Origin of the sequence: Helicobacter sp. MIT 05-5293, from assembly GCF_000765665.2 — a bacterium.
GTDB lineage: Bacteria > Campylobacterota > Campylobacteria > Campylobacterales > Helicobacteraceae > Helicobacter_C.
In genome coordinates, this window is the sequence record NZ_JROZ02000001.1 from 685,251 (window position 1) to 710,810 (window position 25,560).

The 25,560-nt window shown below is 38.2% G+C and carries 22 protein-coding genes; 17 read left to right on the forward strand and 5 right to left on the reverse strand.

From position 1 onward, the window contains the following. Positions 1–4 precede the first annotated feature (4 nt). Genes LS68_RS03535 through ychF form a run of 3 tightly spaced genes read left to right on the forward strand, consistent with a single transcriptional unit; the run spans position 5 to position 3,274 of the window. Positions 5–754: a DedA family protein gene (locus tag LS68_RS03535; RefSeq protein ID WP_034370958.1), complete on the forward strand. Its 750-nt coding sequence runs from the start codon at positions 5–7 to the stop codon at positions 752–754. Continuing rightward, positions 751–2,172, forward strand: coding sequence for a leucyl aminopeptidase (locus LS68_RS03540; RefSeq protein WP_034369739.1), 1,422 nt, complete (start codon positions 751–753; stop codon positions 2,170–2,172). The genes LS68_RS03535 and LS68_RS03540 overlap by 4 nt, the downstream gene beginning before the upstream one ends. 1 nt (position 2,173) lies before the next feature. Beyond that, positions 2,174–3,274, forward strand: a complete 1,101-nt coding sequence (gene ychF, locus LS68_RS03545) for a redox-regulated ATPase YchF (protein WP_034369741.1) — start codon at positions 2,174–2,176, stop codon at positions 3,272–3,274. Positions 3,275–3,307: 33 nt separating this feature from the next. Here the strand turns inward: ychF and LS68_RS03550 are convergent, their stop codons facing one another. After that, positions 3,308–4,783: an outer membrane protein transport protein gene (locus tag LS68_RS03550; protein WP_034369743.1), complete on the reverse strand. Its 1,476-nt coding sequence runs from the start codon at positions 4,781–4,783 to the stop codon at positions 3,308–3,310. Between the two features lie 379 nt (positions 4,784–5,162). Then, positions 5,163–6,122, reverse strand: coding sequence for a magnesium/cobalt transporter CorA (gene corA, locus LS68_RS03555; RefSeq protein ID WP_034372143.1), 960 nt, complete (start codon positions 6,120–6,122; stop codon positions 5,163–5,165). A 184-nt stretch (positions 6,123–6,306) separates the two neighbouring features. On the opposite strand from corA, the gene pgsA reads away from it, so the two are divergent. The 8 genes from pgsA (at position 6,307) to LS68_RS03595 (ending at position 14,117) form a co-directional block, all read left to right on the forward strand. Beyond that, complete coding sequence (pgsA, locus tag LS68_RS03560; RefSeq protein WP_034372146.1) at positions 6,307–6,852, forward strand: CDP-diacylglycerol--glycerol-3-phosphate 3-phosphatidyltransferase; 546 nt, start codon at positions 6,307–6,309, stop codon at positions 6,850–6,852. Continuing rightward, positions 6,849–7,922 carry an RIP metalloprotease RseP gene (rseP, locus tag LS68_RS03565; RefSeq protein WP_034372149.1) on the forward strand — a complete coding sequence of 358 codons (1,074 nt, stop codon included), beginning with the start codon at positions 6,849–6,851 and terminating at the stop codon, positions 7,920–7,922. Before pgsA ends, rseP begins: the two co-directional genes overlap by 4 nt. A 15-nt stretch (positions 7,923–7,937) precedes the next feature. Beyond that, on the forward strand, positions 7,938–8,600 hold the full coding sequence (locus tag LS68_RS03570) for a YggS family pyridoxal phosphate-dependent enzyme (protein ID WP_034372152.1): 663 nt from the start codon (positions 7,938–7,940) through the stop codon (positions 8,598–8,600). Positions 8,601–8,633: 33 nt separating this feature from the next. Next, on the forward strand, positions 8,634–9,026 hold the full coding sequence (locus tag LS68_RS03575; RefSeq protein ID WP_052100453.1) for a hypothetical protein: 393 nt from the start codon (positions 8,634–8,636) through the stop codon (positions 9,024–9,026). 28 nt (positions 9,027–9,054) lie between these two features. Beyond that, positions 9,055–10,341: a DUF3298 and DUF4163 domain-containing protein gene (locus tag LS68_RS03580; protein WP_034372154.1), complete on the forward strand. Its 1,287-nt coding sequence runs from the start codon at positions 9,055–9,057 to the stop codon at positions 10,339–10,341. Positions 10,342–10,347: 6 nt separating this feature from the next. Then, positions 10,348–11,097 carry a peroxide stress protein YaaA gene (yaaA, locus tag LS68_RS03585; protein ID WP_034372155.1) on the forward strand — a complete coding sequence of 250 codons (750 nt, stop codon included), beginning with the start codon at positions 10,348–10,350 and terminating at the stop codon, positions 11,095–11,097. 69 nt (positions 11,098–11,166) lie between these two features. Continuing rightward, on the forward strand, positions 11,167–12,972 hold the full coding sequence (gene oadA, locus LS68_RS03590; protein WP_034372157.1) for a sodium-extruding oxaloacetate decarboxylase subunit alpha: 1,806 nt from the start codon (positions 11,167–11,169) through the stop codon (positions 12,970–12,972). Further along, a complete protein-coding gene (locus tag LS68_RS03595) occupies positions 12,969–14,117 on the forward strand; it encodes an aminotransferase class V-fold PLP-dependent enzyme (protein ID WP_034372159.1) in 1,149 nt (382 codons plus the stop codon). The genes oadA and LS68_RS03595 overlap by 4 nt, the downstream gene beginning before the upstream one ends. On the opposite strand, the gene carB is transcribed toward LS68_RS03595, so the two are convergent. Further along, on the reverse strand, positions 14,099–17,458 hold the full coding sequence (carB, locus tag LS68_RS03600) for a carbamoyl-phosphate synthase large subunit (RefSeq protein WP_138090971.1): 3,360 nt from the start codon (positions 17,456–17,458) through the stop codon (positions 14,099–14,101). The two genes, LS68_RS03595 and carB, sit on opposite strands and share 19 nt — an antisense overlap. Positions 17,459–17,662: 204 nt before the next feature. Here carB and LS68_RS03605 point away from each other — a divergent pair, with 204 nt between their 5' ends. The 6 genes from LS68_RS03605 (at position 17,663) to LS68_RS03625 (ending at position 23,724) form a co-directional block, all read left to right on the forward strand. Continuing rightward, positions 17,663–18,922 (forward strand): Eco57I restriction-modification methylase domain-containing protein, encoded by a 1,260-nt coding sequence (locus LS68_RS03605; protein WP_138090974.1) that lies wholly within the window; start codon positions 17,663–17,665, stop codon positions 18,920–18,922. A 137-nt stretch (positions 18,923–19,059) separates the two neighbouring features. Beyond that, positions 19,060–20,871, forward strand: a complete 1,812-nt coding sequence (locus tag LS68_RS03610; RefSeq protein WP_241993663.1) for an ATP-binding protein — start codon at positions 19,060–19,062, stop codon at positions 20,869–20,871. A 26-nt stretch (positions 20,872–20,897) separates the two neighbouring features. Further along, positions 20,898–21,179 carry a hypothetical protein gene (locus LS68_RS09775; protein ID WP_241993664.1) on the forward strand — a complete coding sequence of 94 codons (282 nt, stop codon included), beginning with the start codon at positions 20,898–20,900 and terminating at the stop codon, positions 21,177–21,179. Positions 21,180–21,239: 60 nt separating this feature from the next. Then, the gene (locus tag LS68_RS03615; RefSeq protein ID WP_034372139.1) at positions 21,240–22,511 is read left to right on the forward strand and encodes a PD-(D/E)XK nuclease family protein; all 1,272 of its coding nucleotides are present in this window, start codon (positions 21,240–21,242) and stop codon (positions 22,509–22,511) included. Between the two features lie 89 nt (positions 22,512–22,600). Next, a complete protein-coding gene (locus LS68_RS03620) occupies positions 22,601–23,017 on the forward strand; it encodes a hypothetical protein (protein ID WP_138090977.1) in 417 nt (138 codons plus the stop codon). After that, a complete protein-coding gene (locus LS68_RS03625) occupies positions 23,014–23,724 on the forward strand; it encodes a Sir2 family NAD-dependent protein deacetylase (RefSeq protein ID WP_034372133.1) in 711 nt (236 codons plus the stop codon). Before LS68_RS03620 ends, LS68_RS03625 begins: the two co-directional genes overlap by 4 nt. Position 23,725: 1 nt before the next feature. Here the strand turns inward: LS68_RS03625 and LS68_RS03630 are convergent, their stop codons facing one another. Beyond that, the gene (locus tag LS68_RS03630; protein WP_034372130.1) at positions 23,726–24,652 is read right to left on the reverse strand and encodes a WYL domain-containing transcriptional regulator; all 927 of its coding nucleotides are present in this window, start codon (positions 24,650–24,652) and stop codon (positions 23,726–23,728) included. A 75-nt stretch (positions 24,653–24,727) separates the two neighbouring features. After that, on the reverse strand, positions 24,728–25,558 hold the full coding sequence (gene purU, locus LS68_RS03635; RefSeq protein ID WP_034372127.1) for a formyltetrahydrofolate deformylase: 831 nt from the start codon (positions 25,556–25,558) through the stop codon (positions 24,728–24,730). Positions 25,559–25,560 lie beyond the last annotated feature (2 nt).

Consider the following 25,560-nt stretch of genomic DNA (forward strand, 5'->3'; position numbering starts at 1 on the left):
TGTGATGAACAAAGTTCAAAAGATACTGCATTTTTGTCAAAAGAATACTAAGCGTGTTATTACATGGGCAGTTATTTTTCTTTGTGTTTTAGGTTTATTTGCTTACTATCAGCATTCAGGATTTTCTTTAGAAGAATTTATCACACAATTGTGGGAAAATCATGTCGAAGATTGGGGATATGTCATTTTATTTTTTTGGGGTATCTTGGAGGGTGAGTTAGGATTGATTTTTGCCGGATTGGCTGTCCATGATGGGAAAATGACAATGCTTTTGGCGATTTTTATCGCAGGACTTGGGGGGTTTGTGGGTGATCAGATTTATTTTTATATCGGGCGGTTTAACCGCAGAATGATACAAGAAGAATTCGCTTCCCAAAGGCGAAAGTTTGCTCTCGCACACTTGTTATTAAAAAAATACGGCTGGCCTATTATTTTTTTGCAACGTTATATGTATGGTATGCGCACGATTATTCCGATGAGTATCGGCACAACGCGTTACAGCGCGCTTAAATTCGCTATGATTAATCTTTTATCTGCTTGGGTATGGGCGAGCATTACAATTGTGCTTACATGGATATTTGGAGAAGAGATTTTCATTGTGCTTGATTGGTTTAAATCGCACCCTTATTTGTTGATACCTTTAGCAGTTGCAATTGCTGGAGGAGTATGGTGGTATTTTTATACACAGACAAGAAAAGTAGATGCCAAGATTCAGAAAATCACAGATGAACTAACACAAAAGGAGTTGAAATGAAAGTGAGCATTGCTCAAGGACAAAATATTAAGATTGATGCAAATGTGTGTATCGCAAAGAAAAGTGATTTTACTAAAAGTGCGAGTTTTAAGAAGCTAAAAGCTTTTGGATTCGAGGGTGAGGGGAAGTTTTTTTCTCAAGAAGAAAAAACATTATATGTGTGTCTTGAAACACTTGATAGTGAATCTATACGCGAGATTGGAGCGCAGATAGTGCGATATTTTAAGGCATTGCCTTATAAGAGTGTCGGCGTAAATCTCGAAGGCAAATGGAATGAGAAAAATGCCTACGCATTGTTGATAGGGGCATTGCTTGGGGCTTATGAATGTATCGTTTATAAAAGCAAAAAACCTCCTTTTGTCCTTAAAGAATTAATCTTGTGTGATGAAAAGGCGATTTTAAAAGATACTCAAAATATGGTAAATAAGGCTACAATCATTGCCGAGAATGTGAATTTTGTGCGTGAAATTATCAACACAATCCCTCAAGTTGCTACGCCTAAATATCTTGCCAAAATTGCTAAACAAGTAAGTAAAGATTCTGGGCAAATCGAATGCGTAGTGTTAGATGAAAATGATTTGGAAAAAGAAAAAATGAATGCGTTTTTAGCTGTTAATCGTGCTTCTAATAACCCGCCTCGTTTGATACATCTAGCCTATAAACCAAAAGGCGCAAAAAAACGCATTGTGTTGGTAGGCAAGGGTTTGACTTATGATTGTGGAGGATTGTCGCTTAAGCCTGCGGATTATATGGTTACGATGAAGGCTGATAAGAGCGGAGGCTGTGCAGTCATGGGGATCATTCAAGCAATCGCAGCATTGGGAGTAAAAATAGAAGTGCATAGTATTATTGGTGCTGCAGAAAATATGATCGGTGGTAATGCGTATAAACCCGATGATGTGCTTGTTTCGCGTGAGGGTAAAACGATTGAAGTGCGTAATACTGATGCAGAGGGGCGTTTGGTATTGGCTGATTGTCTTAGTTATGCACAAGATCTTAATCCCGATGTGTTGATTGATTTTGCGACATTGACAGGGGCTTGTGTCGTGGCTTTAGGAGAATACACAAGTGGGATTATGGGACATAATACAGCTTTGAAAAATCGTTTTGAAAGTATTGCGCTTGAAAGTGGTGAGCTAATGGCGACCTTACCTTTTAACCGACATATTAAAAAATTAATAGAATCTAAAATTGCTGATGTGTGTAACATCTCTTCAAGTCGCTATGGTGGAGCAATCAGCGCAGGATTATTTTTGAGTGAATTTATCCGCAAAGAATATCAAGATAAATGGCTGCATATCGACATTGCAGGACCAGCGTATGTAGAAAAAGAGTGGGATATTAATCCTTTTGGAGCAAGTGGAGCAGGTGTGAGAGCAGGGGTAGAGTTTATCCTTGATCTTGCATCAAAGGCATAATATGGGATTATCAATAGGTATCGTAGGTTTGCCAAATGTAGGCAAATCAACGACTTTTAATGCCTTGACTAAAGCGCAAAATGCGGAAGCTGCAAACTATCCTTTCTGCACGATTGAACCAAACAAAGCAATTGTGCCTGTGCCAGATTCTCGACTCGATGAACTTGCTAAGATTGTGAATCCCCAAAGGATTCAGCACTCTACCATAGAGTTTGTGGATATTGCCGGGCTTGTGCGCGGTGCAAGTAAAGGTGAAGGGCTTGGGAATCAATTCTTAGCCAATATTAAAGAATCTGATATGATATTGCATATTGTGCGTTGCTTTGATGATTCTAATATCACACATGTTGAGGGACGCATTGATCCTATTGGTGATATTGAGATTATTGAGTTAGAGTTGCTTCTCGCGGATATTGCAAGCCTTAATAAGCGCATTGAGAAACTTCAAAGGGAAAGTAAGGCGCAAAAAGGAGCAAATGCCCAGCTTATGGTTGCTCAAGAGCTTCTCGCCCATTTAGAGAGTAATAAACCCGCGCGGAGTTTTGCTAAATGTGATGATGAGAGTTTTATCGCACTCAACCAAAGTTTGCGTTTTTTGAGTTATAAATCTGTGATTTATGGTGCGAATGTTGATGAAACAGGTTTAGAATCTGACAATGAATGGGTGCAAAAAGTGCGTGAATATGCGCAGCAAAATGGTGCGATTGCTATAAAACTTTGTGCAAAGATTGAAGAAGAAATGGTCGGAATGGAGGATAGTGAAAGAAAAGAGTTTTTGGAATCTCTAGGTGCGCAAGAAAGTGGATTAGAATCTATCATACGCGAGGGTTTTGCAAAACTTGGATTGATTAGTTATTTTACAGCAGGTGTCAAAGAAGTGCGTGCTTGGACAATACATAAAGGTGATAGCGCACCCAAAGCTGCAGGTGTGATTCACAAAGATTTTGAGAAAGGTTTCATTCGTGCTGAAACAATCGCATATACGGATTTCGTCAAATACGGCGGCGAGGCAAAGGCAAAAGAAGCAGGAGCAATGCGCATTGAGGGAAAAGATTATATTGTCCAAGACGGCGATGTGATGCACTTTAGATTTAATGTATAATTTTTGCAGTGAGGATTGCCCCACTGCTAGATTCTAGAATCGGTATTTTGCTCCCATTGTGAGGAGTTGGAGTTGTCCCATTCCGTCTTTACTTTGGACAAAACTTTTGGAGTTATCTTTAAGCGCGATATTATACGCGATGCCTACATCACCCTTTCCATTCCATATTTGATACCTTAGCCCTGCGCCAAAGACATAGGCATTTGCATCGGGGATACCAAATTGCCCTTGTGGAGCGGGAGTTTTATCATAAGCAAAGCTCCCCATAAGTTTGAGCTTAGGTGAATAATTGAAAGTCAAACCTAGGCGATACGCCATCGCATCTTTCCAGCCATTACCATAAGCGACTGCGCTATAATCCGCTGCCCCAAGCATTTGGGCAGGGTCAATATAAGAAGCTGTATCTACCCAAGTTGTGCATTTACCAAATAGATAGAGACCACAAACTTTTCCGCTTACATTGTTAGTGAATCTTTGATTAGAATAAGAGAATTCGAAAATATCCGCACTGCCATAGTAGGTCTTCTCAATCACAAATTCTGTCTGCAAGCGTCCAAAGGATTTCATAAAAGCGATATTAAGGATTGGTGGTAAGTCTGCTGAAAGTGTCAAGTCTGCGTCCATACCGATTGTGCCTGAAGCCATTTGTCCCATATCGACATATGAAGTCGCGCTAAGAGAGCCCTTCATATCCATATGGATATTAGTGCGGTAGGTTACAGCAATGCGAAAATCACTTTTGGTAAAAGGGCGGATTGTAAGGGCGAAATTATACCCCAAGCCAGAAGCGGCAGCATTTGAGCTTTGCGTTACTTTAGTCGTGCCTTTGGCATCAACGGTAGCATTTTGACCCATCATTCCCTGTGTAGTTGTATAAGCAATGGGAACATAAAGGGTATTATTAAATTCTCCTGAAGAATATAATCCTCGAATCCCAACCGCAAAAGAAAAGTGATCACTTAGCTTGAAAGAAACGACAGGATTAAGCTCTAGCATCATAATCATCACATCATCAAGGAATCCCCCACCTTCACCGTCCCAATCCATCGCAAGCCCTGATGGTGTCGTAAAGGATAGCCCAAAATTTGTCTTGATTCCAAAGAGATTGTAAGAACGTGTTTTGTAGAAAATCTTTGGCACGGGTTGCAAGGTTTTATTACCCTTTCCTTCCACTTCTGCCGCACCACCTCCATAAGAACCTCGAATATCACTACAAGCACTATCCGTCAAAGCACTTCCTGTGCAAGTCAAAGTCATTCCCTTATCGCGTCCTTCTGTAACGAAATCAAAAGCAGGGATATAAATCATTGTTGCATTAATTTCAAGCTCATGCTTGTTATTATCATCCCAACCCATATTGGCAGGATTGTAGTAAGTGCTGTCTGCACCATAAGCTCCTGCGATATAGGCAGAGCTTAAAGCCGTGCCATTAAGGCTTTGTTCTGTGAGACGAAAACCCGATGAAAATAAAGATGAAAAGAGCAGAGAAGAGAAGAAGAAAATGCCCAAAATCAGGCTAGAAAATGAGTGATACCCCCCCCCCCGGCTGCTTTCTCAAACGATGATTCATTGTCTCCTCCTTTTTGTATTTATAGTAGAGCCATCGCGGTTTTAGTTGTATATACAACTAAACTATAAAATTCTATCAAAGAATATTTAACTTCCCATAAAATCGGTTTGTTTAAATTTCTTTCAAATGCTTTAAGAACAAGATACTATCAAAAAAAAAAAAAACGCAAATTTTGGACTTGAGAATCAAAAAATGTTAAGTGTCTAAAGTGTCATAAGGTATCAAATCTCTAAAAAGTTAGAATCTTGGTGAGATTCTAGACAAAAGGTCGTGAGGTCGTTAAAAGCGTTGATTGTTGTAAAAGGTAGGGTGTAGATTCTACAACCAACCTTTTTTCTTGAAATATACGATAGGGAAGATTGTGGAAAGAATCATAATCAAAAGCACCACAGGATAGGCGTATTCCCATTGTAATTCTGGCATATGTTCGAAGTTCATACCATAGATTGTCCCAATAAGTGTAGGAGGCATCATCGCCACGGTTACGACCGTAAAGAGCTTGATCGTTTTATTTTGTTCGATATTGATTTGATTAGTAAGAATCGTTTGGATATTATCGAGCGCATTCATATTCACGGTGGTAAATTCAACGAGTGAATTGAGGTCTTTTAAAATGATTGTATTGTTTTTTTTCACATCTGCATCAGCCTTGTTACTTTTTAACACAGCAGTAATAGCGCGCCGTTTATCAAAAAGAGAATCTCGCACACTCATATTAAGCTCTTGGAGTGAGGATAGTTCTTCAAGCATATCTTCATAATCAATCACTTGAGAATTAAAGACGCGTTTGCGCAATGCACGAGTGTTTTTTGCTGCAGTTTCTAGCAAATCCGCATCTTTTTCTACGCGAATCTCAAAAATCTTGCTGATGAGATCAAATCCATCTTCAAAAACCTTTGGAGTAGCAAGAACGATTTGCTGAATCTCATCAAACACACGAAACTCACTATAACGAATTGTGAAGAGAATATTTTTGCATAATAAAAAGGTGATAGTTTCATTGTGTAACTCTCCCTCTGAAGAGCGCACAAGAAAGTAAGTATTAATCGTAATGCTGCTACTATCTTCCCAATATCGCGCTGATTGCTCAATCTCTTCTCTTTCTTCTTTGGTAGGCACATTGAGCGAGTAGGTTTGAGAGATATAATTTACTTCTTCAGCGGAGGGCTGGAACAAGTCAATCCATAAAATTTTCTCTATTTTTTGGGGGATTGATTGAATATTTTGCAATTTTTCACGCACAATAAGTCCGTCTTGTCTGCTAAATATATTGATCATTGCACAACCTCCTTGCGTTTTAAAATGTGTAAAAGTGAATGATGAGTCTCGAAATATTTTGTGATTGTAGCAAAAAAGTCGCAAAACTTAGCCTATAATTAAAGATTTCGTTATAGAATTTCTAAAATATTTTCAAAAACAAATATTTTAATGATAATAATTAAAGAATCCATAAGGCAAGGTTTTGAAACATTTACCAAACATTCTTAGTATTTCGCGTATTTTTTTGGCAGTCTTATTACTCTTTGTGGCATTGCATTATGAGGTGATTCTCCCTGCGTATGTTGATCATAGTTGGGTAAATTATCTCACTTGTTTGATTTTTTGTATAGCGTCTTTGACGGATTTTTTTGACGGGTATATTGCAAGAGTATATCATTTGGGTTCGCGCTTTGGTGAAGTTTTTGATCCTTTAGCTGACAAAATGTTGATTCTTTCAGCTTTTATTGCATTGATTGTTTTAGAGAGAGCTTCGCCTTGGGCGGTGTTTTTGATTCTAAGTCGAGAATTTTTTATTACAGGCTTACGCGTAATGGTTGCAGGAAGCGGCACAAGTGTAGCAGCAAGCAAGACAGGTAAATATAAAACAGGTATGCAGATTGCAGCCATTGCTTTTTTGCTTGCGGATTTTTTTCCCGGTGGGACGATTTTGCTTTGGCTTGCAGTGATACTGACATTGTATTCAGGGGCGGATTATACTTTTAAATATTATAAGAGCTTGAATCAATGATTCTTATCGCACTTCTCGTTTTGTCTTTTCTCGTTTTCTTTCATGAATTAGGGCATTATGTGGTCGCAAGAATGTGTGGAGTGCGTGTGGAAGTCTTTAGCATCGGTTTTGGTAAAAAACTCATCACTAAACGCATTGGACAAACGCAATACGCCCTTTCATTGATCCCCTTAGGTGGGTATGTCAAGCTCAAAGGGCAAGACGACACGCAACCCTTAGAATCTTTGAAGCCTTCTTTAGAATCCGATTCTTATCGTTCTAAGACGCCAATGCAGCGCATCGCAATTCTGTTGGCAGGTCCTGCATTTAATTTGATTTTAGCTTTTATGCTTTATGTGGCAGTAGGGATTGGAGGGAAGCCAAGCTTATTGCCGATAGTGGGAGAGGTCAAGCCCGGAATGCCTGCATTTGAAGCGGGTATTAAGCCCAATGATCGCATTGTCTCAATCAATGGAGCAAAGATTCGGACTTGGGAAGAGCTTGATTCAGCAATTGTCAATGCCAAAGATACATTGAAGATAGAGATTGAGAGAGACACACAGAATCTTGGAATGCAAAATCTTGAGGTTAGCTTGACGCCTATTATTTCTCAAGCGCAAAATGTTTTTGGTGAGCCTATTTATCGGAATCTGATTGGTATCACAAGTCAAAGAGCCGTAGGAATTGTGCATTATCAAGGATTGGAAAGTTTGTCATTTGGTCTTAATGAGACACTTAAGGCAAGCACATTAATCGCACAAGGGATTATCAAGCTTATCAGCGGAGCAGTGCCAAGCAGTGAAGTGGGCGGAGTAGTCAGCATCGTTTCTATCATTGGTAAGGCTTCACAAGAAGGTTGGGTAAGGTTTTTTATTTTCGTAGCGTTGATTTCTGTGAATCTAGGGATTCTCAATCTTTTACCCATACCTGCTTTGGACGGCGGACATATTTTGTTTAATTGCTATGAAATGATTGCTAAAAAGCCACCAAATGAGCAAATTGCGTATTATTTGACATTTGTAGGTTGGGGCATTTTATTGTTTTTGATGTTACTAGGATTATATAACGATATTGCGCGTATTGCTCAATAGATATAAGGAGAAAAAATGAGATTTGCACAGAATCTGGAGAGAATACTTCGACGAATCGAGCGGGCAAGGTTGGCTTACGATGCTCATCAAATCATCTCTCTCGTGGCAGTGAGTAAGTATCAAAAAGTTCAAGATATTTTAGATCTCTATGAGTGCGGACAGAGGGCGTTTGGTGAAAATAAAGTGCAGGATTTGCGTGATAAAAGTGTGCAATGTGCGCAAGTGCCTATTGAGTGGCATTTTATCGGCAAACTTCAAGAAAACAAAATTAATGCAATGCTATCTTGCGCCCCCGCATTGGTGCATAGCATAGATTCTCTCAAACTTGCCGAAGCGATCCAAAAGCGGCTAGGGGAGCAGACTTTAAGGGCTTTGCTGCAAGTGAATGCTTCAAGAGAAGAGAGCAAAAATGGTGTGAGTGTAGAATCTGCAAAAGAAGTGTATGAGCAGATTCTTAAATCTTGCCCTAATATCGCTTTAGAGGGCATTATGACGATTGGGGCAAATACAGAGGACAGAAAACTTGTCGAGCAAAGTTTCAAGGATACGCGTGATGTCTTTGAAAGCGTGCGTGCAATGGGTGCAAAAACGCTTTCTATGGGAATGAGCGGGGATTTTGAAATCGCAATCGCTTATGGAGCAAATCTCGTGCGCATTGGCACAAGCCTTTTTGAATGATAAATTTTACATTACAACATAAAGGAGGGAACAATGATAAAAAAAATTATCTTGGTATTATGTTTGACCACAGCGACACTTTATGGGAAAAATTCTTTGATTACGCATTTAATGCAAAATATGGAATATGCGATGAATCTTATGGAAAGGGGGTATTTATATAATAATATTCAATGGATTAATGATGGGCTTAAGGAGTTTAAAACGCTTAATATGGAACTCAAAAAAATTGATCCGCATACTTACTTGAGTGTATCGCAAAGACGAGATATTAATGTCGTTAGTGGTATTGTAAGCCGGAATCAAGATAATATTGAGGTGATGGAGTATTTTTTAAAGCAAAAAGATTTTATTAAGAGTGCTGATGCTTATGGGAGGATTCTCGCAGGTTGCGTGAGCTGCCATGCTATTTCACGAAATTGGTAAAGAAAATATAATTATTTAAGGAGTATGAATGTCATTATTTTTAACGATAAGAAATATAGGATTAGGAATTTGTTTGGGTTTAGCTTTTGTGGCGTGTGGAGATTCTAAAGATTCAGAATCTACGGCAATAGAAATAGAAAAATTAGAAAAACAAGCTCCTCAAGCGAGAGATTCTCATTATGTGCGTGAATTATTGGGTATAGAAAAAGAGACTTCCATATTTTATTTGCTCAAGGGCAAAGTAGGCGGTAAGGAGCAGATTGGCTATTTGTTAATCGAAGAGCATAAGCCCATTGCAGGGATAGAATCTGATACTGAAGAGATTGTGATTGATAGTGATGATGGGGAAGATTCACAGCCTTTGCCTTTGTATGTTTATATTGTTTTGCCTAATGTGTGGAATGAGGAGCTGGATCATTATGAATTTTTATCTATACCTATAGATTCGCAAAAACTTTTTATCACCAAAGATGAAAAAGGACGCTTAAAGATTAGCGGTGAGTGGAAAAGTGAGCTAGGTTCGGAGTTTAATAATAAGGATTGGGAGCAAAAAAGTCGTATGAAAGGGAAAACTTTCATTTTCACACAAGATGATACGATGCCTTTGCGTGAAGTGAGCTTTGTCAATGTGAAAGAAACGCAATCACTCGAAAATCCCACTCAAGAGGATTTACCTATCTCTTTTAACTCTTCTTATACAAGACCTATTATTTTAGCTTCTAAGAATCCTATGCTTGATTCTAAGGTTTTGGAAAAGCTCAATGAGCAATTTGCGGAGGGTGCGAAAGACACATCAGAATTAGCAAATAAACTTGCCCTTTTGACACAAAAAGACTTTAAAAAATTTCAAGCAGAAAAATATATTGTTGATACCGAATATGTGAACAGTTATGGCGTAGAATTTATAGATTCTCGTATTTTGTCTTTGCAGGTTTTTAATTATATCTATGGAGGCGGTGCGCATGGGGTGTATAGCACAGAAATGGAAAGTTATTCTTTGGAGACGGGAGAGCGATTGTCTAATGATATTGGGGATTTATTGCGTTTAGATGGGACAAATAAAGACGCATTATTACAGATTCTCACACAAAAGCTTGAAACGCCATTTTACAAAGAGTTACTCTTTGATGAAGTTCTACCGCTTAAGGCATTGCCGCATAACTTTTTTATCACTTCACAAGGGATACATTTTTTGTGGCGTTTGTATGAAATTGCCCCTTATGTCGCAGGAGAAATTGATGTTATGGTGGGGTTTGAAGAATTGAAACCCTTTGTTAATCCCAATTCACCTTATGCGTATTTGTTTGGATTATAGAATCTTATGGATTTAAAGATTCTCTTTAGCCCGAGTGAAGGGAAGATTTACCCCTTGTATCAAGAAAAAGACAACTCTTCACTTTTTGATTTGTCTTTTGTCTCTGATAAGGCATTAAAGGCGTATATGACAATGCTTCAGAATGCAAGTGAAGAGAAAATCTGTGCTGTTTTGGGAAGTAAGAAAATTGACTTAGAAGAACTCTCATTGCTTCAGAATCTTTACAACGCACCAAGGATAGAATCTATCCGACTTTATAATGGCGTGGCTTATAAGGCTTTGGGTTTTGAAGAACTAGATTCTAAAACAAAAGACTATTTGTATAAACATGTGTATATTTTTAGCAATCTTTTTGGTGTGCTTAGAGCTAAAGAGTGTGTTCCTTATTATAATGTGCATCAAGGAAAAGGTTTTGGGGATTTTGGATTAAAAAAGATTTATCAAGACACTAAGGTGTTGCTTGATAAGGAATTTTCGCAAGGCATGGTGCTAGATTTGCGTGCTGAAGCTTATATAAAAGCTTATCCGATATGTGAGAAATCCGCTTCAGATTATTATCAGATTGTTTTTTTGAAAAATGGTAAAAAAGTAAGCCATTATGCAAAATGGTATCGTGGCGTCTATTTACGCACACTTGCCATTCATCACATCAGTAATCTCGGGGAGCTTTTGGCTTTAGATATACCGCATTTAAGCTATCGTGGTGAAAAAATCACTCAAAATGCTACAATCTTAACTTATGATGTGCAAGAATAAAGTGATGATTCGTTTTTATAAAAAGAAATGAGATACAATCAATAAATTCTATTGAGAAAAGGTGCGATAATGATCAAAATTACAGAAAATAGTTTGCGTGATGGACATCAATCACTTTTAGCGACAAGAATGCGCACAAGTGATATGCTTGAGGCTGCAAAAATATTCGAAGAAATTGGGTTTCATAGTGTAGAGGTTTGGGGAGGCGCGACTTATGACACTTGTTTGCGTTATCTCAAAGAAGATCCTTTTGAACGCTTATCGGAATTGAAGAAGATTTTTGTGAAAACACCTTTGCAAATGCTTTTACGCGGACAGAATCTCATCGGTTATCGTCATTATGCTGATGATGTAGTGGAGACTTTTATTAGGCTTTCAAGTGAAGCAGGTATGGATATTTTCAGAATCTTTGATGCGTTTAATGATGCACGCAATCTCAAAAAATCTATAGAATCTGTAAAGAAGTATGGCAAACACGCGCAAGGAGCGATTTGTTATACAACTTCGCCCGTGCATACAACAAAAGTTTTTGTGAGTTATGCAAAAGAGCTTGTGAGTATGGGTTGTGATTCTATTGCGATTAAAGATATGGCAGGATTGATTACGCCTTTTGCAGCTTATGAATTGGTCAAAGCACTTAAAGAAGAGTTAGGTGTGTATTTGTGTTTGCACACACATTCTACTGCTGGTTTTGCCTTTGGTTCTCATCTTAAGGCAGTTGAGGCAGGTGTTGATGTGCTTGATTTGGCAAATTCGGCTTTAAGTGAAGGCACGAGCCACCCTTGCGCACAATCAATGGTCGCTACCTTGAAAGATACACAATGGGATACAGGTTTGGATTTGGCAAAAATGGAAGCAGCAGCCGAGATTTTGCGTAAAAATAGACGCAAATATAAGAAATTTGAATCTTCATATAATCAAATCGATACACGCGTGCTTGTCAGTCAGATTCCCGGTGGTATGATTTCTAATATGGCAAATCAACTAAGAGAGCAAAATGCACTTGATCGAATGGACGATGTGATGAAAGAGATTCCTCATGTGCGGGCAGATTTTGGATATGTGCCTTTGGTTACGCCTTCAAGTCAGATTGTGGGCACTCAAGCAGTGCTTAATGTGCTTATGGGTGAGCGATACAAAACTATCACGACAGAAACACGCAATGTGATGAGAGGGCTTTATGGTAAGACACCTGCACCAACAAGTGCAGAACTCAAAAAGAAGGTCTTAGCACAAGGAGAAAAGGTGATTGATGTTCGTCCTGCGGATTTGCTTGAGCCTGAAATGCCTCGTGCAAGAGAAGAGAGTAAAGCATTTGCACGAAGTGAGCAAGATGTCGTTTCGTATGCAATGTTTGGTGCAATTGCGCAAACTTTTTTAGAAGAACGCAATGCAAATGCGCTTAAACCCGAATCTTTGGAAGTCTTTGAGGATAAAAATGATGCAAAATTGCCCAAAGAGTTTGAAATCGTTGTCAATGGGGAACATTATCAAATCAAAGTTGAGGGAAGTGGAGAGAAAACAGACGATGTGCGTCCTTTCTTTATACGCATTGATGGGGAGTTAAAGGAGGTTTTTGTCGAGGCGACAGATCAGACATCAGAAAATAAGCCTATCAAAGAGCATAAAACAGGTTCTTTGCCTCAAGCAACAGCTCCCGGACACGCTACATCACCTATGCCGGGCACATTGACAAAAATCAAAGTCAAAGTAGGTGATAAAGTCAAACGAGGCAATACTCTTGCGATTGTCGAAGCAATGAAAATGGAGAATGAAGTGCTTGCACCAATGGACGGAGTGATTAAAGAAATTTATGCCACACAGGGAATGCAAATCGGCAGTGATGTCGCTATTATGCTTTTGGTCGGTCAGTGATTTATTTAGATAATGCTGCGACTAGTTTTCCTAAACCACAATGTGTGGTTGATGCGGTAAGCAATTTTTTAACACATATCGGTGCGACACCGGGTCGGAGTGCGCATAGTTTGTCAATCCAGTCAGGGCGTTTGCTTTATGAAACGCGCTTGGCTTTGGCAAATTTCATCAAACAAGAAGACGAGAGACGCATTATTTTTACTTCTAATGCTACAAGTGCTATTAATGCGGTGCTTTATGGACTTTTAAAACCTAATGACAAAGTGATTACCACAGCTTTAGAGCATAATAGCGTGATTCGCCCTTTGCATACATTAAGCCAACGCAGGAATATTCGTATCCATATTATAGAATCTTCTCCTTTTTGTGAGATTGATTTGGATTCTCTCGAACAAGAATTAAAAGATGCAAGGGTATTAGTCTGCACTTATGCTAATAATGTTACAGGTGCGGTGCTTCCCATAAAAACCTTGCGTGAGCTGACGCATCAATATGGCGTGTTGATGGTGCTTGATGCCTCACAAGCCATAGGGAGTTTAGAAGTTTTAGCAGCTCAAGCGGATATTATTTGTGCTTCTTGTCATAAGGGATTATATGCTCCTAGTAGTTTAGGATTTATCAGTTTGAATCCTGCGTTTGATGAAGAGATGCTTGATCATTTTATGCAAGGGGGTAGTGGCTCAAGAAGTGAAAATATCGAACACCCCATTGAATTGCCTGATAAATATGAATGTGGCACACCAAATATGTGTGCTATTGCCGGGCTTTATGCTGGGATTGAATGGCTTAATCAACAAGGTTTAGAGAAGATTCACACCTCTCAAATGGCACTTTGGAATCAGCTTTATCAGGGAATTTTCTCTCTTGAAAATATAAAGATATATGATGTTTGCGCATCTCATTTAGCCACACTCGCTTTTAATATTGAAGGATTCTCACCTTCAGAAGTGGGACTGCGACTTGATCAGGAATTTGGCATACTCACACGCGTAGGGTTACATTGCTCACCTTTAACCCATAAAAGTATCGGAAGTTTTGCATTAGGAGGGAGTGTGAGAATCAGTATAGGAGCATTTAATACTGCTGAAGAAATCGACAAAGCCATTGAGGCGATTGCTCATATTGCTCATTGTTTGCGGAGGTAATCTTGCAAGGCATAAGCCTCATCAATGTTGTTTTCACGCATTTGTTTGATAGCCTCTAAAGCGACTTGTGCTGCGGATAAAGTCGTAAAGTATGGAATAGCATTTTTGATAATCTGTGTCCGTATCAAAAGCGTGTCTTCTTTGTTGGAAGAATGATCACTTGTGTTGATAGCAAGATCAATTTGAGCATTTGTCATTAAGTCAATGATATTAGGTCGTCCTTCACTGACTTTCAAAATATGTTTTGCAGGGATTTGATGTTCATTTAAGATATGATATGTCCCTTCAGTCGCACATACAACAAAGCCAAGCTCGGTTAGTTTTTTACCCAATTCAATGCCCAATTTTTTGTCTTGATCTGCTAGAGAGAGAAAAATTTGCCCAACTTTCGGCAAGGCATTTTTACAAGCTAATTGACTTTTGCCAAAAGCAATCCCAAAGCTTTTGCCAATACCCATAACTTCACCGGTGCTTTTCATTTCTGGTCCTAATGATAAGTCTGCTCCGGGTAATTTATTGAAAGGAAAAACAGATTCTTTAATGCTGCAATAATGTGTATTTTTAGGCTCATAAATGATGTGTGATGTTTGATCAATCAAGAAGCTTTTGTGTTTGCGAATCATATTGTATTTATCATAAAAAGCTAACGCTTCTTCTAAGACACCTTGAGATTTGTCTGTTGAGAGTGTGGAATGATTAGATTCTTGGTTTGTTTTTTGCTCAATAGAATGATGCCACATAACCCTTGTAGCCACTTTTGCTAGAGGAATCCCTGTGGCTTTGCTTACAAAAGGCACGGTGCGTGAAGCGCGCGGATTGACTTCAATCAAATAAAGCTTGTTTTCAGAAATTGCATATTGCACATTCATAAGCCCTATGACACCAAGTTTTAGAGCAATTTTTGCCGTTGTGTCAATAATCTCATTGAGCATCTCTTGAGAGACATTCACTGCAGGAAGTGAGCTTGCACTATCCCCACTATGAATCCCAGCTTCTTCGATATGCTCCATAATCCCGCCGATATAGACATCTTTGCCATCACTCACGCAATCTACATCAAATTCTGTCGCCTGCTCTAAAAACTTATCAATGAGCACAGGCGCACTATCACTTACAGCGATGACTTCGTCCATATAGGCTTTAAGATCATTATCACCATATACGATTCTCATCGCACGTCCGCCTAAGACATAGCTTGGACGCACAAGCACCGGAAAACCGATTCTGTTGGCAATCGCAAAGGCCTGCTCTTTTTCAAAAGCAATACCATTTTGAGGCTGATTCAAACCTAATTCATTGACAAATTGAGCGAATTTTTCTCTATCTTCAGCAATATCAATGGCTTTCACGGAAGTGCCAATAATCTTACCATTGATTTTGTTTAAAGAATGTGCGAGTTTAAGTGGTGTTTGCCCCCCAAAATGCACGATAATACCATTTGGCTTTTCACGCTCAATTACGGAGCGCACATGTTCAAAGTCAATGGGTTCAAAATACAGCACATCACTTGTGTCATAATCAGTGCTAACGGTTTCGGGATTGCAGTTATACATAATACTTTGCACACCTAAATCCTTAAGTGCAAAACTCGCATGCACACAGCAATAATCAAACTCAATCCCTTGCCCGATACGATTAGGTCCTCCACCGATGATTAAAACCTTGTTTTGAGAATCTTGATTTTGTAAAGGCGTTGCCAAGGATTGATAATTGCCAATGGTTGAGTAAAGATAGCTCGTGAGACTAGGGAATTCTGCTGCACAAGTATCGACTTCGCGATATTCAAGTTTGATAGCATGATTCATACGCGCTTGATAGATTTCACTCTCGCTCATCTCGAGATTCTCATTACTTTTGAGTAGATAAGCAATCATCTTATCGCTAAAACCATAGCTTTTGATTCTGCGCATAAGGTCGGGGTTACTCAAAATTTCAGTTGTAATGTCTTTTTCTGCTGCGATGATTTCATAGATTTCATTTAAAAACCACCGATCAATCTTGCTTAACTCATGCACTTCATTAATACTCATTCCTTGTCTAAAGCCCTCTGCGACATAGAGTAGGCGGTTAGCATTTGGACGGCGGATTTCTTTTTTGATTAAATCCAAATCTTGTGAAATTTTATTGAATCCAAAGATTCCTATTTCAAGACTACACATTGCTTTTTGCAAAGATTCTTTAAATATCCCGCCAATCGCCATTACTTCACCGATAGACTTCATGCCTGTGGTGAGTGTAGAATCTGCCTTAGGGAATTTCTCAAAAGTAAAGCGTGGAATCTTGGTAACGATATAATCAATGCTAGGTTCAAAGCTTGCCGGTGTGCCGGTGATGTCATTTTTAATCTCATCAAGGCTAAAGCCCACAGCAAGCATTGTCGCGACTTTGGCAATCGGGTAACCCGTGGCTTTGCTCGCAAGTGCCGAACTTCGCGAAACGCGCGGGTTCATCTCAATCACGGTCATTCTGCCATTTTGGGGGTTAATCGCAAATTGCACATTGCTTCCGCCCGTATCTACGCCAATTTCGCGTAAGATTTTAAAGCTTGCATCGCGCATTCTTTGGTATTCTTTATCTGTAAGGGTGAGTGCAGGGGCAATCGTGATAGAATCTCCTGTATGCACACCCATTGGGTCGAGATTCTCAATGCTACAAACGATAATGCAATTATCGTGTTTGTCGCGGATTACCTCCATTTCGTATTCTTTCCAGCCGAGCAATGATTCTTCAATCAGAATCTCATTAATCGGACTGACTTCCAAGCCATTTTTTGCCACAGCCTTAAACTCATCAATATTATAAGCTACACCGCTACCACCTCCTGCTAGTGTGTAGCTCGCACGAATAATAAGAGGGAATCCGATTTCTTTTGCTGCTTTGAGGGCTTCATCTTCGGTGTAGGCGTAACGCGATTTGGGTAAATCCATACCGATTTTGAGCATCGCTTCTTTAAAAGCCTGCCTGTCTTCGCCTTTTTTGATTGCCTCCGGATTTGCGCCGAGAAATTTTACACCCTCAAGCATACCTTTTTCGTGCATTGCCATTGCGACATTGAGCGCGGTTTGTCCGCCCATTGTGGGCAAAATAGCATCGATTTTTTCTTTTTTAATGATGTTAGCAATGACTTCTTCAGTGATTGGCTCAATATAGGTGCGGTCAGCAAAATCCGGGTCTGTCATAATTGTAGCAGGATTGGAATTAATAAGGACAACTTTATAGCCTAAAGATTTGAGTGTTTTGACTGCCTGTGTGCCTGAATAGTCAAACTCGCAAGCTTGCCCGATGACAATAGGACCAGAGCCGATGAGGAGAATTGTATGAATGTCAGTGCGTTTGGGCATAGTGTGTCCTTATGTTGATTGAATTTTAGGTGGGATTGTATCTAAAATGTGCTTAAAGCTGGTTTGAAAATTTTGTTCCAAACAATGTTTCAAGTAGTTTCTAAAAACACATAGAATCTACACTTTGGTTAAAATTTTATGATGCTTTCAATCATTATTTTTTATACTCCAAACTTTAAAGGTTGCAATTAGGAGCAAAAAATAATGAGAGATTCTACCTCAAATACTGACAAGAACCCATCGCTTGAAAATACAGGCTTTGATATTATCATTGGTAATCCTCCCTACATTTCATCAGAAAATATGCCTAAAGTCATTAAGGATAATCGCCATTTGTTCCAAACAGCCCATAAAAAGACAGATATTTATGTGTTTTTCTATGAGCTTGCCTTTAAGATTCTAAAAAATAAGGGCGTGGTGGGCTATATCACTTCTAATAAATTCCTCTCTCAAGAGTATGGCTTGAAGCTAAGAGAGTTATTTTTGCAAAACAAACTTTGCAAACTGATTAACTTTAATATCAATGTCTTCAAAAGCGCAAATGTCGATACTTGCATAGCTCTTGCCTCTAAAGATTATGTGTCAAATAATTTGATTAAAAGCAAAAATATAGAGCATAAGTGGGATTATATGGGCTTTGAAGCAATAGACTTTAAGCCTATTAATCAAGAGAGTTTTAAATCCTTAGCGTTATGTAATTTTCGCCTCACACTCACGCAAGAAAAATATCGCCTTTTAGAATCTATCAAGGTGCAATCCTACAAACTAGAGCAAATCGCGTTTGTAAGCTATGGCGTGCGCCCTTGTGGCAATGCAAAGCACCCCTATTTAAAGAAAAAAGATTTGATACATCAATCCCCCATAGGGAATGCCAAGCCCTACATAGAGGCGAAATCCGACTTTATCAAACCCTATAAGATTCACACGCATCATTATCTTGACTACCAAAAAGATAGAATCTACAACGCAATGTTTGAAGAGCTTTTCACCCCTGCAAAACTCATGTGTGGGCGGACTTTAAGCAATACTGATTTCATTAATTTTGTCTATGATGATAAGGGAAGATTCTGTAATGATTCTATGTGCTGCATTGTCCTTTGGAAAGATTTAGTCAATGCCACGCACACCAGCCCTAAAAAGTTGATAAGTGATAGCAAAATCGCCTTATCTAAGCGGTATGATTTGAAGTTTTTGCAAGGTGTGCTAAACTCCAAACTCATTGCATTTTATGTCAAAGAGCTTTTGCATGATGGATTGCATTTCTATCCCGAACATCAAAAGTCGCTTCCAATCCCCAAAATCACAGAATCTAATCAAAGCATCGCAGATTCTATTATCGCTTTAGTCGATGAGATTTTAGCCAAAGAAATGAGCCAAGAATTGCAATCTCGCATTGATTCTTTGGTGTATGAGTTGTATCATTTAAGTGAAGAAGAGGTTAGGATTATAGAATCTGCAAAATAATGCCTTTCTTTGATCCCTAAATATTCTATTTTAGGGATTTGCTTACAGAATAGAAAATTTCTCAATCATAGTATTTTGTCATAATGTTGTCAAAAGGCTTTGGTATAACTTCATTATCGTATTGCAAAGGAGAGAGAATGGGTTATGACAAAAATACAAGAAAAAATGTCAAAAGATTAAAAAAAAGAGGACGATTCATAGAAACAGAAATAGAAGAGACTTTGCAAGATTTTTTGCCATTTAAGCCTATCATCAATGATGTAGAGCATAATAAAAAAGTTTTTGGATTAGCTTTATATGAGCTACTCCCTTATAAGGCGGATATATGCGTCATTGTGAAATTATTTAGGAAGCATTTCAGTAAAAAACTAGATGATAATGATGATGTGCGTGAGTATTTATCCCTTGTGTTGCCTTTGCTTAAACAACATTTTAGCAAGCTAAAGATTCCAAGTTTTTTAAACAAAAACTTTAAGCTTTTGCGGGAGTATTTTGGACTTAGTGAGCTTGAGACGCAGGCTTTAATGTTTTTTAGTGTTGTTGAAGATAATTCCTTACTTGATAAAAAATGCACATATAATGAAGTGTTGTCATTTTTATCGTCATTTTTTTGCACTAAAAGAAGCGAGATGAGACGCATTCTTTCACCTCAAGGCAAACTCCGCTCTTTTGGGTTTTTGGAATCAAATAGTCGGTTTCAATTTGAGCCTACAAGCTTTGCTGACGATATATTATCTGAACCTTTGAGTAAAAAGGAGATAGTCTCAAGGATTGCGAGAATCTGTCCTAAAAGCAAGCTTGAGTATGGGGATTTTGCCTATATGAAAAAGGATTTGGATATGCTTTTAAATTATTGTAAAAATAGCACAAATCCTAGTATTTTCCTCTATGGCAAACCGGGTGTTGGCAAAAATGAAATCACTGCCCTTTTAGCAAAAGAGTTAAATAAAGAGCTATGGGAGATTACAGATATTGATGAAAATGGAGAATCTAAAAGGGATAAAGAAGAGCGGTTTTTTATCGCACAAAAGCTTTTAGATGCCCAAAAGCATATGGTTTTACTTGATGAATGTGAGGATATTTTTTCAAGGTATAATGATTTTTTGGTTCGTGCTTCATTAAAGAAAAATTACATCAATAAGCTTTTAGAATCTGTGAAAATCCCTAGTATTTTTCTTAGCAATAGTGCTGATATTGACCCGGCATTTTTGCGGCGATTTGATATTGTGCTAGAAATAACAGCCCCGCCAAAAGATAAAAAGAAAGCCATTGTAGAAAAAAGCCTTAAGGCAAAAAGAATAAGCCTTGATTCACACATCATTACACAAATCTCTGAATCAAGCCTTTCTCAAGGTGTGTTACTCAATGCTTGTAAGGTAGCAAAGACTTTGGCACAGCATTCTACACACAGGGCAAAAGAGCGGAAAGCAACCATTACAGAGAGCTTTGTCCAAGTGCTTAATGAGCATCTAAAGCTTAGCGGGGCAAAGGCTATCACTCTCACAAAAGAGCAACCCTTGCCTTATGATATGAGTTTGATCAATGCAAGTATGGATATGAAAGTCTTGTGTGAGCAGATAAAAAATATATCAAAGAGTGAGAGCGGACATAAGCAAAGTGTGAGAATCTTAGCCTATGGTATGGCTGGGAGTGGAAAAAGTGAATTTGCCAAAGCCCTAGCAAAAGAGCTAGATAAACCAATTATCCTTAAAAGAGGGAGTGATTTGCTCTCTATGTATGTAGGTGGCACGGAGAAAAACATCGCAAAAGCCTTTATGGAGGCAAGTAAGCAAGAAGCGATATTGGTGTTTGATGAAGTGGATAGTTTTTTGCAAGATCGAAGCGGGGCTTATATGAGTTGGGAAGTAACGCAAGTAAATGAAATGCTCACACAAATGGAGAGTTTTAATGGTATTTTATCGCTACGACAAACTTTATGGATAATTTAGATAGTGCAAGCATTCGGAGATTTGATATGAAAATAGCGTTTAAGCCTCTTGATTTTGCTAGGCTTTGTAAAGCATTTAAGCTCTATGCGGAGCATTTGGGTATTGGCGATTATGCGGAGTTTTTAGAATCCACGCAGGGCAAAGGGGCATTAGCATCGCTAGATAATATTTGCTTTGGGGATTTTGCTCTTATCGCAAGAAGTGCGCGATTTGAATCTATGCAATTTTCACAAAACCTCTATGAAAAACTTAAGGCAGAATCTAAGCTTAAAGATTCCCTTAAGGGCGATAAACGCGTAGGGTTTTAGGGTGTTGCGTTTTTTTTTTTTTTGATACGATGTTGTGTTAATTTTATTTAAGGAGGAGCTATGGAAGAAGTGAAAGAAGAGAAATATAATGTTTTCTTCAAAAAAGCAAAGGATTTTAAGCAAAAAGCAGAGATTCACAAAAGACGCGGGAATAATGACTTTAATCCTTACCTTGAGATGCGGAGTGCAAGGAATGAAGTCAAGCTCCATAGTGCGCTGCTTTGTGGGTTTTTAAATCCGCATAATAATCACTATCAAGGCGATGTATTTTTAGAGAGCTTTTTAGAAGCCATTGATAAGTGTTCAGAATCTAAGGCATCAAAAGATGAGGGATTAAAAGAGTGGTTTGGCAATACGAGCCATGCAGATGTGTATAGCGAGTATAATCATATTGATATATACATCACTAATGGGCAAAGGCATATTATCGTGGAAAATAAGATTTGGGCTGGGGATCAAGAGAAACAAATCCAGCGATATATTGAGACAATCGCTCAAGATGACAATGGTGAGAATGTGTCGTATGAGGATATTGCAGTGCTGTATCTCGCCCCGCAGCCAAATAAAAACAATAAAAGAATGCCCTCACAAGATAGTCTTGGTGAATGGAAAATACAAGGAGACTACCTTGAAAGAGATGGAGACAAAGTGCGATTTCACGCAGTCTCATATAATAAAGAGATACTTAAATGGATAGACTTAGCCAAGCAAAAAGTGGGTTGCATTACAAACCTTAATACTGCACTTGCATTTTATAAAGATGTCGTGCAAATTATCACAAATACAAAGGAGAATACTACGATGAGTTTAGCAAAATTTTTGACAAAAGATACAAACAATATGAAATATCAGTTGGAAATAGTGTGGGATATTTTTGGCATGAAAGAGGAGATTTGCAAAGAATATTCCAAAGCAATTATGAAAAAATATAGTGATGAGATAGAGGCAAAGGGCTTTGAAATCATTGAGGGTGTAGAGGACGTTGATAGCCGTGGAGTTGTTTGGCTGTATCCCTATGTGATTAAGCCTAAAGATTGCGGGGAGTATTATTTTGTTTTTTGTATCGAATACACCAAAAAGAATGAGAATAATGGATATGGTGTGCGACTTACTGGGAATTATCCAAATTCCAGTAAATCCCCTGAAGAAAATAAGAAAATTCGAGAGAAAATTGAAGAATATCTAGGTATTAGTTTTAAACATCAGTGGTGGTATAGACCTAGTCGCGATAGTAATTCTATGCAAGGAGCAGAATCTGCCTTGGAAGCTTTTTTAAATGATAGCAAGATTAAAGAGTTTAATGATAAACTTAAAAATTATAAAGCAAAGTAATATCTTTAGTATATGTCAGGCTAGATAGTCTGACATAAAAGTATGGAGACACGATGGATAAACATCAATTAAGTAAGGTTTTAGAGATATTGCCCGATGATTTTGCTTTTAGGGCTGTGATTGATGAGGGTTGGGAAGCAAGTCAAGAAGATTTGCTAGGATCTCAATCCTTAGAGGGTAGCGAAGAAGAAAATGCAGCACTTATAAAGGAATTTATAGAGACTTCGTGGCTGGGAGATTGGGAGCATCACTATGATATAAAATCTAAACAATGGATAGATTATAAAGATTATTGGACAAATCGTATATTAGAGACATTAGAATCTAAAAGAATCTTTATGACTAGAGCAGAGTTCTTCTTTATTAAAAATGAGATAGGGAGAGTTTTTATTAATCCTGGTTTACAAATCTTTTATTTTTATAATGATTTACAAGATTTTTATAAAAATAATATAGATGAGTTTATAATTTATTATAAAAAGATATATAAAAAGGGACAGCGATGAATGACACAAAACGCGTGATGATTTTTAGCGGAGCAGGGCTTAGCGCAGAGAGTGGATTACGCACATTTCGCGATAGTGATGGCTTGTGGGAAGAATTTGATGTGATGCAAGTATGCAGTGTTAAAGGCTTTGCAAAGGATAGAAAAAAGGTGCTAGATTTCTTTGATAAAAGGCGCATTCAGTTAGGCGAAGTCTCTCCAAATGCCGCACACCGAATGATAGCAGACTTAAAAGAGCACTATCCAAAGGAAGTGATAGTCATCACGCAAAATGTAGATGATTTGCTAGAACGCGCTGGGTGCAAAGATGTCATTCATTTGCATGGATTTTTGCCTGAAGTGTATTGTGAATCTTGCAAGGAAGTATCAAATATTGGCTATAAGGCTATGCCAAAACTTACTTGTCAAAAGTGCGGGAAAAAATCTTTGCGTCATAATATTGTGATGTTTGGTGAATACGCACCTTATTATGCCACGCTCGATAATGAATTAGAAAAGCTTAAAGTTGCAAATGGGCTTTTTGTGTGTATTGGCACAAGCGGGGAGGTGTTAAATGTCGCTCAATTCACCCGATATGCGGGTAAATCTGTGCTAAATAATCTAGAATCTAGCTGGTTTGATGAATATTTTGATGTGTGTTTTATAGAATCTGCTGTCAATGCTGCTCCCAAAATCAGAAAGCTTGTAGAAGAGTTCATACAAGCTTAAGTTAAGATTCTAAAAGCTTGAGATAATCTCTTACATTTTTAAGGATAAACTCTTTTAATTCCTGTGGCTCAAGCACAACGACACTAGGAATCCACATCAGCACAAGCGGAGCGATTTCCCTAAAGTCGGTAATGTAAAGCGTAATATCTAAGCTTTTATCGCTATGCTCGATTAAATGTTGATTGGGGGAGATTTTCTTGCGTTTAAAGTATTTTGCTACTTTAGAATCTACCCATAATCGCACCATAAATGGTTTGCGATTTGGCACAAACCACGCATTAAGCGCATTATCTAGTCGCCCTAAAGCCTCTTCATCTATACTTTCTCCTTGTCTTATTGTATGCACATTGCTTATATTATTAAGATAAAATTTTTTAATACTGCTAGATTCTAATCCTAGCATATACCATTCACCGCTAAAATTGAGTATCTTTAGGGGTAGCACTTCTCGCTCTGTATAGCCAGAATCTTTTTTAAACTTAAAACCAATGATAATATGCTCTTTAATCGCCTTTTGAAGCAATAAGATAGAATCCAAACTAAGCGTAATCTCCTCTAAATGTGAGCGGGTGAAAAATATATCTGATGCTTGATGCGCGGGGGAAGATTCTAAAGAATTGAGGATTGAAAGCATTTGCGTTTTTATCTCCCCACTCATACTTTGTGCAAAGTTTTTTAAAAGCATCAAGGCAATGGGAGAGGCTTGGGGTTGTTGAGAAACCTTATTGTCATAAAAATAAATCTTATCTCTGTGGTATTGATACGCATCGCCCATCATCTCTACATCTCGGCGCAGTGTCCTTGTGCTGACATTAAACTCTTCTGCAAGTGCTTTAGCACAAATCACGCTATTATTGGCAGGGTCATAAAGCAAAGTCATTATTCTTTGCATTCGTGCGAGTTTTTGCTCGTATTCGTGTCGTGCCATATTCTCCCTTTGTGGAATTTATAATAATGTAAGACTTATCAAAGCAAAAATACGTGCTAGATGAAAATTTAGAATCTAGAAAATAATTGTTTTGTTGTTATGGACAAAGATTCTATCTTCCAATGCAAGGTGCAATGCGCGTGAAAGCACGATTTTTTCAATATCTCTCCCAGCTTTTTGCATATCTTGCCATGAGTAGCTGTGATTGATATGAATCACATCTTGAGTGATAATGGGTCCCTCATCGAGATTCTCATTGACAAAATGTGCCGTTGCACCTATGAGCTTTACACCGCGCTCATAGGCTTGTTTATAGGGATTTGCTCCAATAAATGCAGGGAGAAAGCTATGATGAATATTAATGATTTTATTTTCAAAATGTTTGACAAAGGAGCTTGTGAGAATCCGCATATATTTTGCAAGGACGAGATACGCGCTTTCAAAGTCTTTTAGCACTGCTAGAATCTCGTTCTCGTGAGTATTTCTGTCTTTGTTAGCTGTGGGAATATGAAAAAATGGAATATCAAATTTTTGAGCAAGAGGTTTAAGAATCTCATAATCACTGATAATGGCTTGAATATAGGCGTTTAGCTCTCCACTATCATGACGCAAAAGCAAATCACCTACGCAGTGATTTTCTTTTGTGCAAAGAATCACAATAGGCTTTTTTGCCATAGGCTGGATTTTTAAAGAGCTATTAGGGGGCAAGATTTGTTTTAGTCGCTTTGTGAGTATCTCTTTATCGACATCGCCTACTACTTTGGTGCGCATAAAAAAATGTTTGTTTTCTTTATCGACATATTCATCGTTGCGTTCGATATTTAATCCGAGATCATAAATAACCGATGAAATGTGATAAATCAAGCCTTTTTGGTCAGGTGAGCTGATTAAAATAATATAAGACATAT

Bases quoted from the DNA above. Each gene is read 5' to 3' on its own strand.
- purU (WP_034372127.1), bottom strand. From the start codon at position 25,558: ATGTCTTATATTATTTTAATCAGCTCACCTGACCAAAAAGGCTTGATT.
- LS68_RS03605 (WP_138090974.1), top strand. From the start codon at position 17,663: ATGAGAGATTCTACCTCAAATACTGACAAGAACCCATCGCTTGAAAAT.
- LS68_RS03540 (WP_034369739.1), top strand. From the start codon at position 751: ATGAAAGTGAGCATTGCTCAAGGACAAAATATTAAGATTGATGCAAAT.
- ychF (WP_034369741.1), top strand. From the start codon at position 2,174: ATGGGATTATCAATAGGTATCGTAGGTTTGCCAAATGTAGGCAAATCA.
- LS68_RS03570 (WP_034372152.1), top strand. From the start codon at position 7,938: ATGAGATTTGCACAGAATCTGGAGAGAATACTTCGACGAATCGAGCGG.
- oadA (WP_034372157.1), top strand. From the start codon at position 11,167: ATGATCAAAATTACAGAAAATAGTTTGCGTGATGGACATCAATCACTT.
- LS68_RS09775 (WP_241993664.1), top strand. From the start codon at position 20,898: ATGAAAATAGCGTTTAAGCCTCTTGATTTTGCTAGGCTTTGTAAAGCA.
- LS68_RS03625 (WP_034372133.1), top strand. From the start codon at position 23,014: ATGAATGACACAAAACGCGTGATGATTTTTAGCGGAGCAGGGCTTAGC.
- rseP (WP_034372149.1), top strand. From the start codon at position 6,849: ATGATTCTTATCGCACTTCTCGTTTTGTCTTTTCTCGTTTTCTTTCAT.
- LS68_RS03630 (WP_034372130.1), bottom strand. From the start codon at position 24,652: ATGGCACGACACGAATACGAGCAAAAACTCGCACGAATGCAAAGAATA.
- corA (WP_034372143.1), bottom strand. From the start codon at position 6,122: ATGATCAATATATTTAGCAGACAAGACGGACTTATTGTGCGTGAAAAA.
- LS68_RS03535 (WP_034370958.1), top strand. From the start codon at position 5: ATGAACAAAGTTCAAAAGATACTGCATTTTTGTCAAAAGAATACTAAG.
- LS68_RS03580 (WP_034372154.1), top strand. From the start codon at position 9,055: ATGTCATTATTTTTAACGATAAGAAATATAGGATTAGGAATTTGTTTG.
- LS68_RS03575 (WP_052100453.1), top strand. From the start codon at position 8,634: ATGATAAAAAAAATTATCTTGGTATTATGTTTGACCACAGCGACACTT.
- yaaA (WP_034372155.1), top strand. From the start codon at position 10,348: ATGGATTTAAAGATTCTCTTTAGCCCGAGTGAAGGGAAGATTTACCCC.
- LS68_RS03610 (WP_241993663.1), top strand. From the start codon at position 19,060: ATGGGTTATGACAAAAATACAAGAAAAAATGTCAAAAGATTAAAAAAA.
- carB (WP_138090971.1), bottom strand. From the start codon at position 17,458: ATGCCCAAACGCACTGACATTCATACAATTCTCCTCATCGGCTCTGGT.
- LS68_RS03615 (WP_034372139.1), top strand. From the start codon at position 21,240: ATGGAAGAAGTGAAAGAAGAGAAATATAATGTTTTCTTCAAAAAAGCA.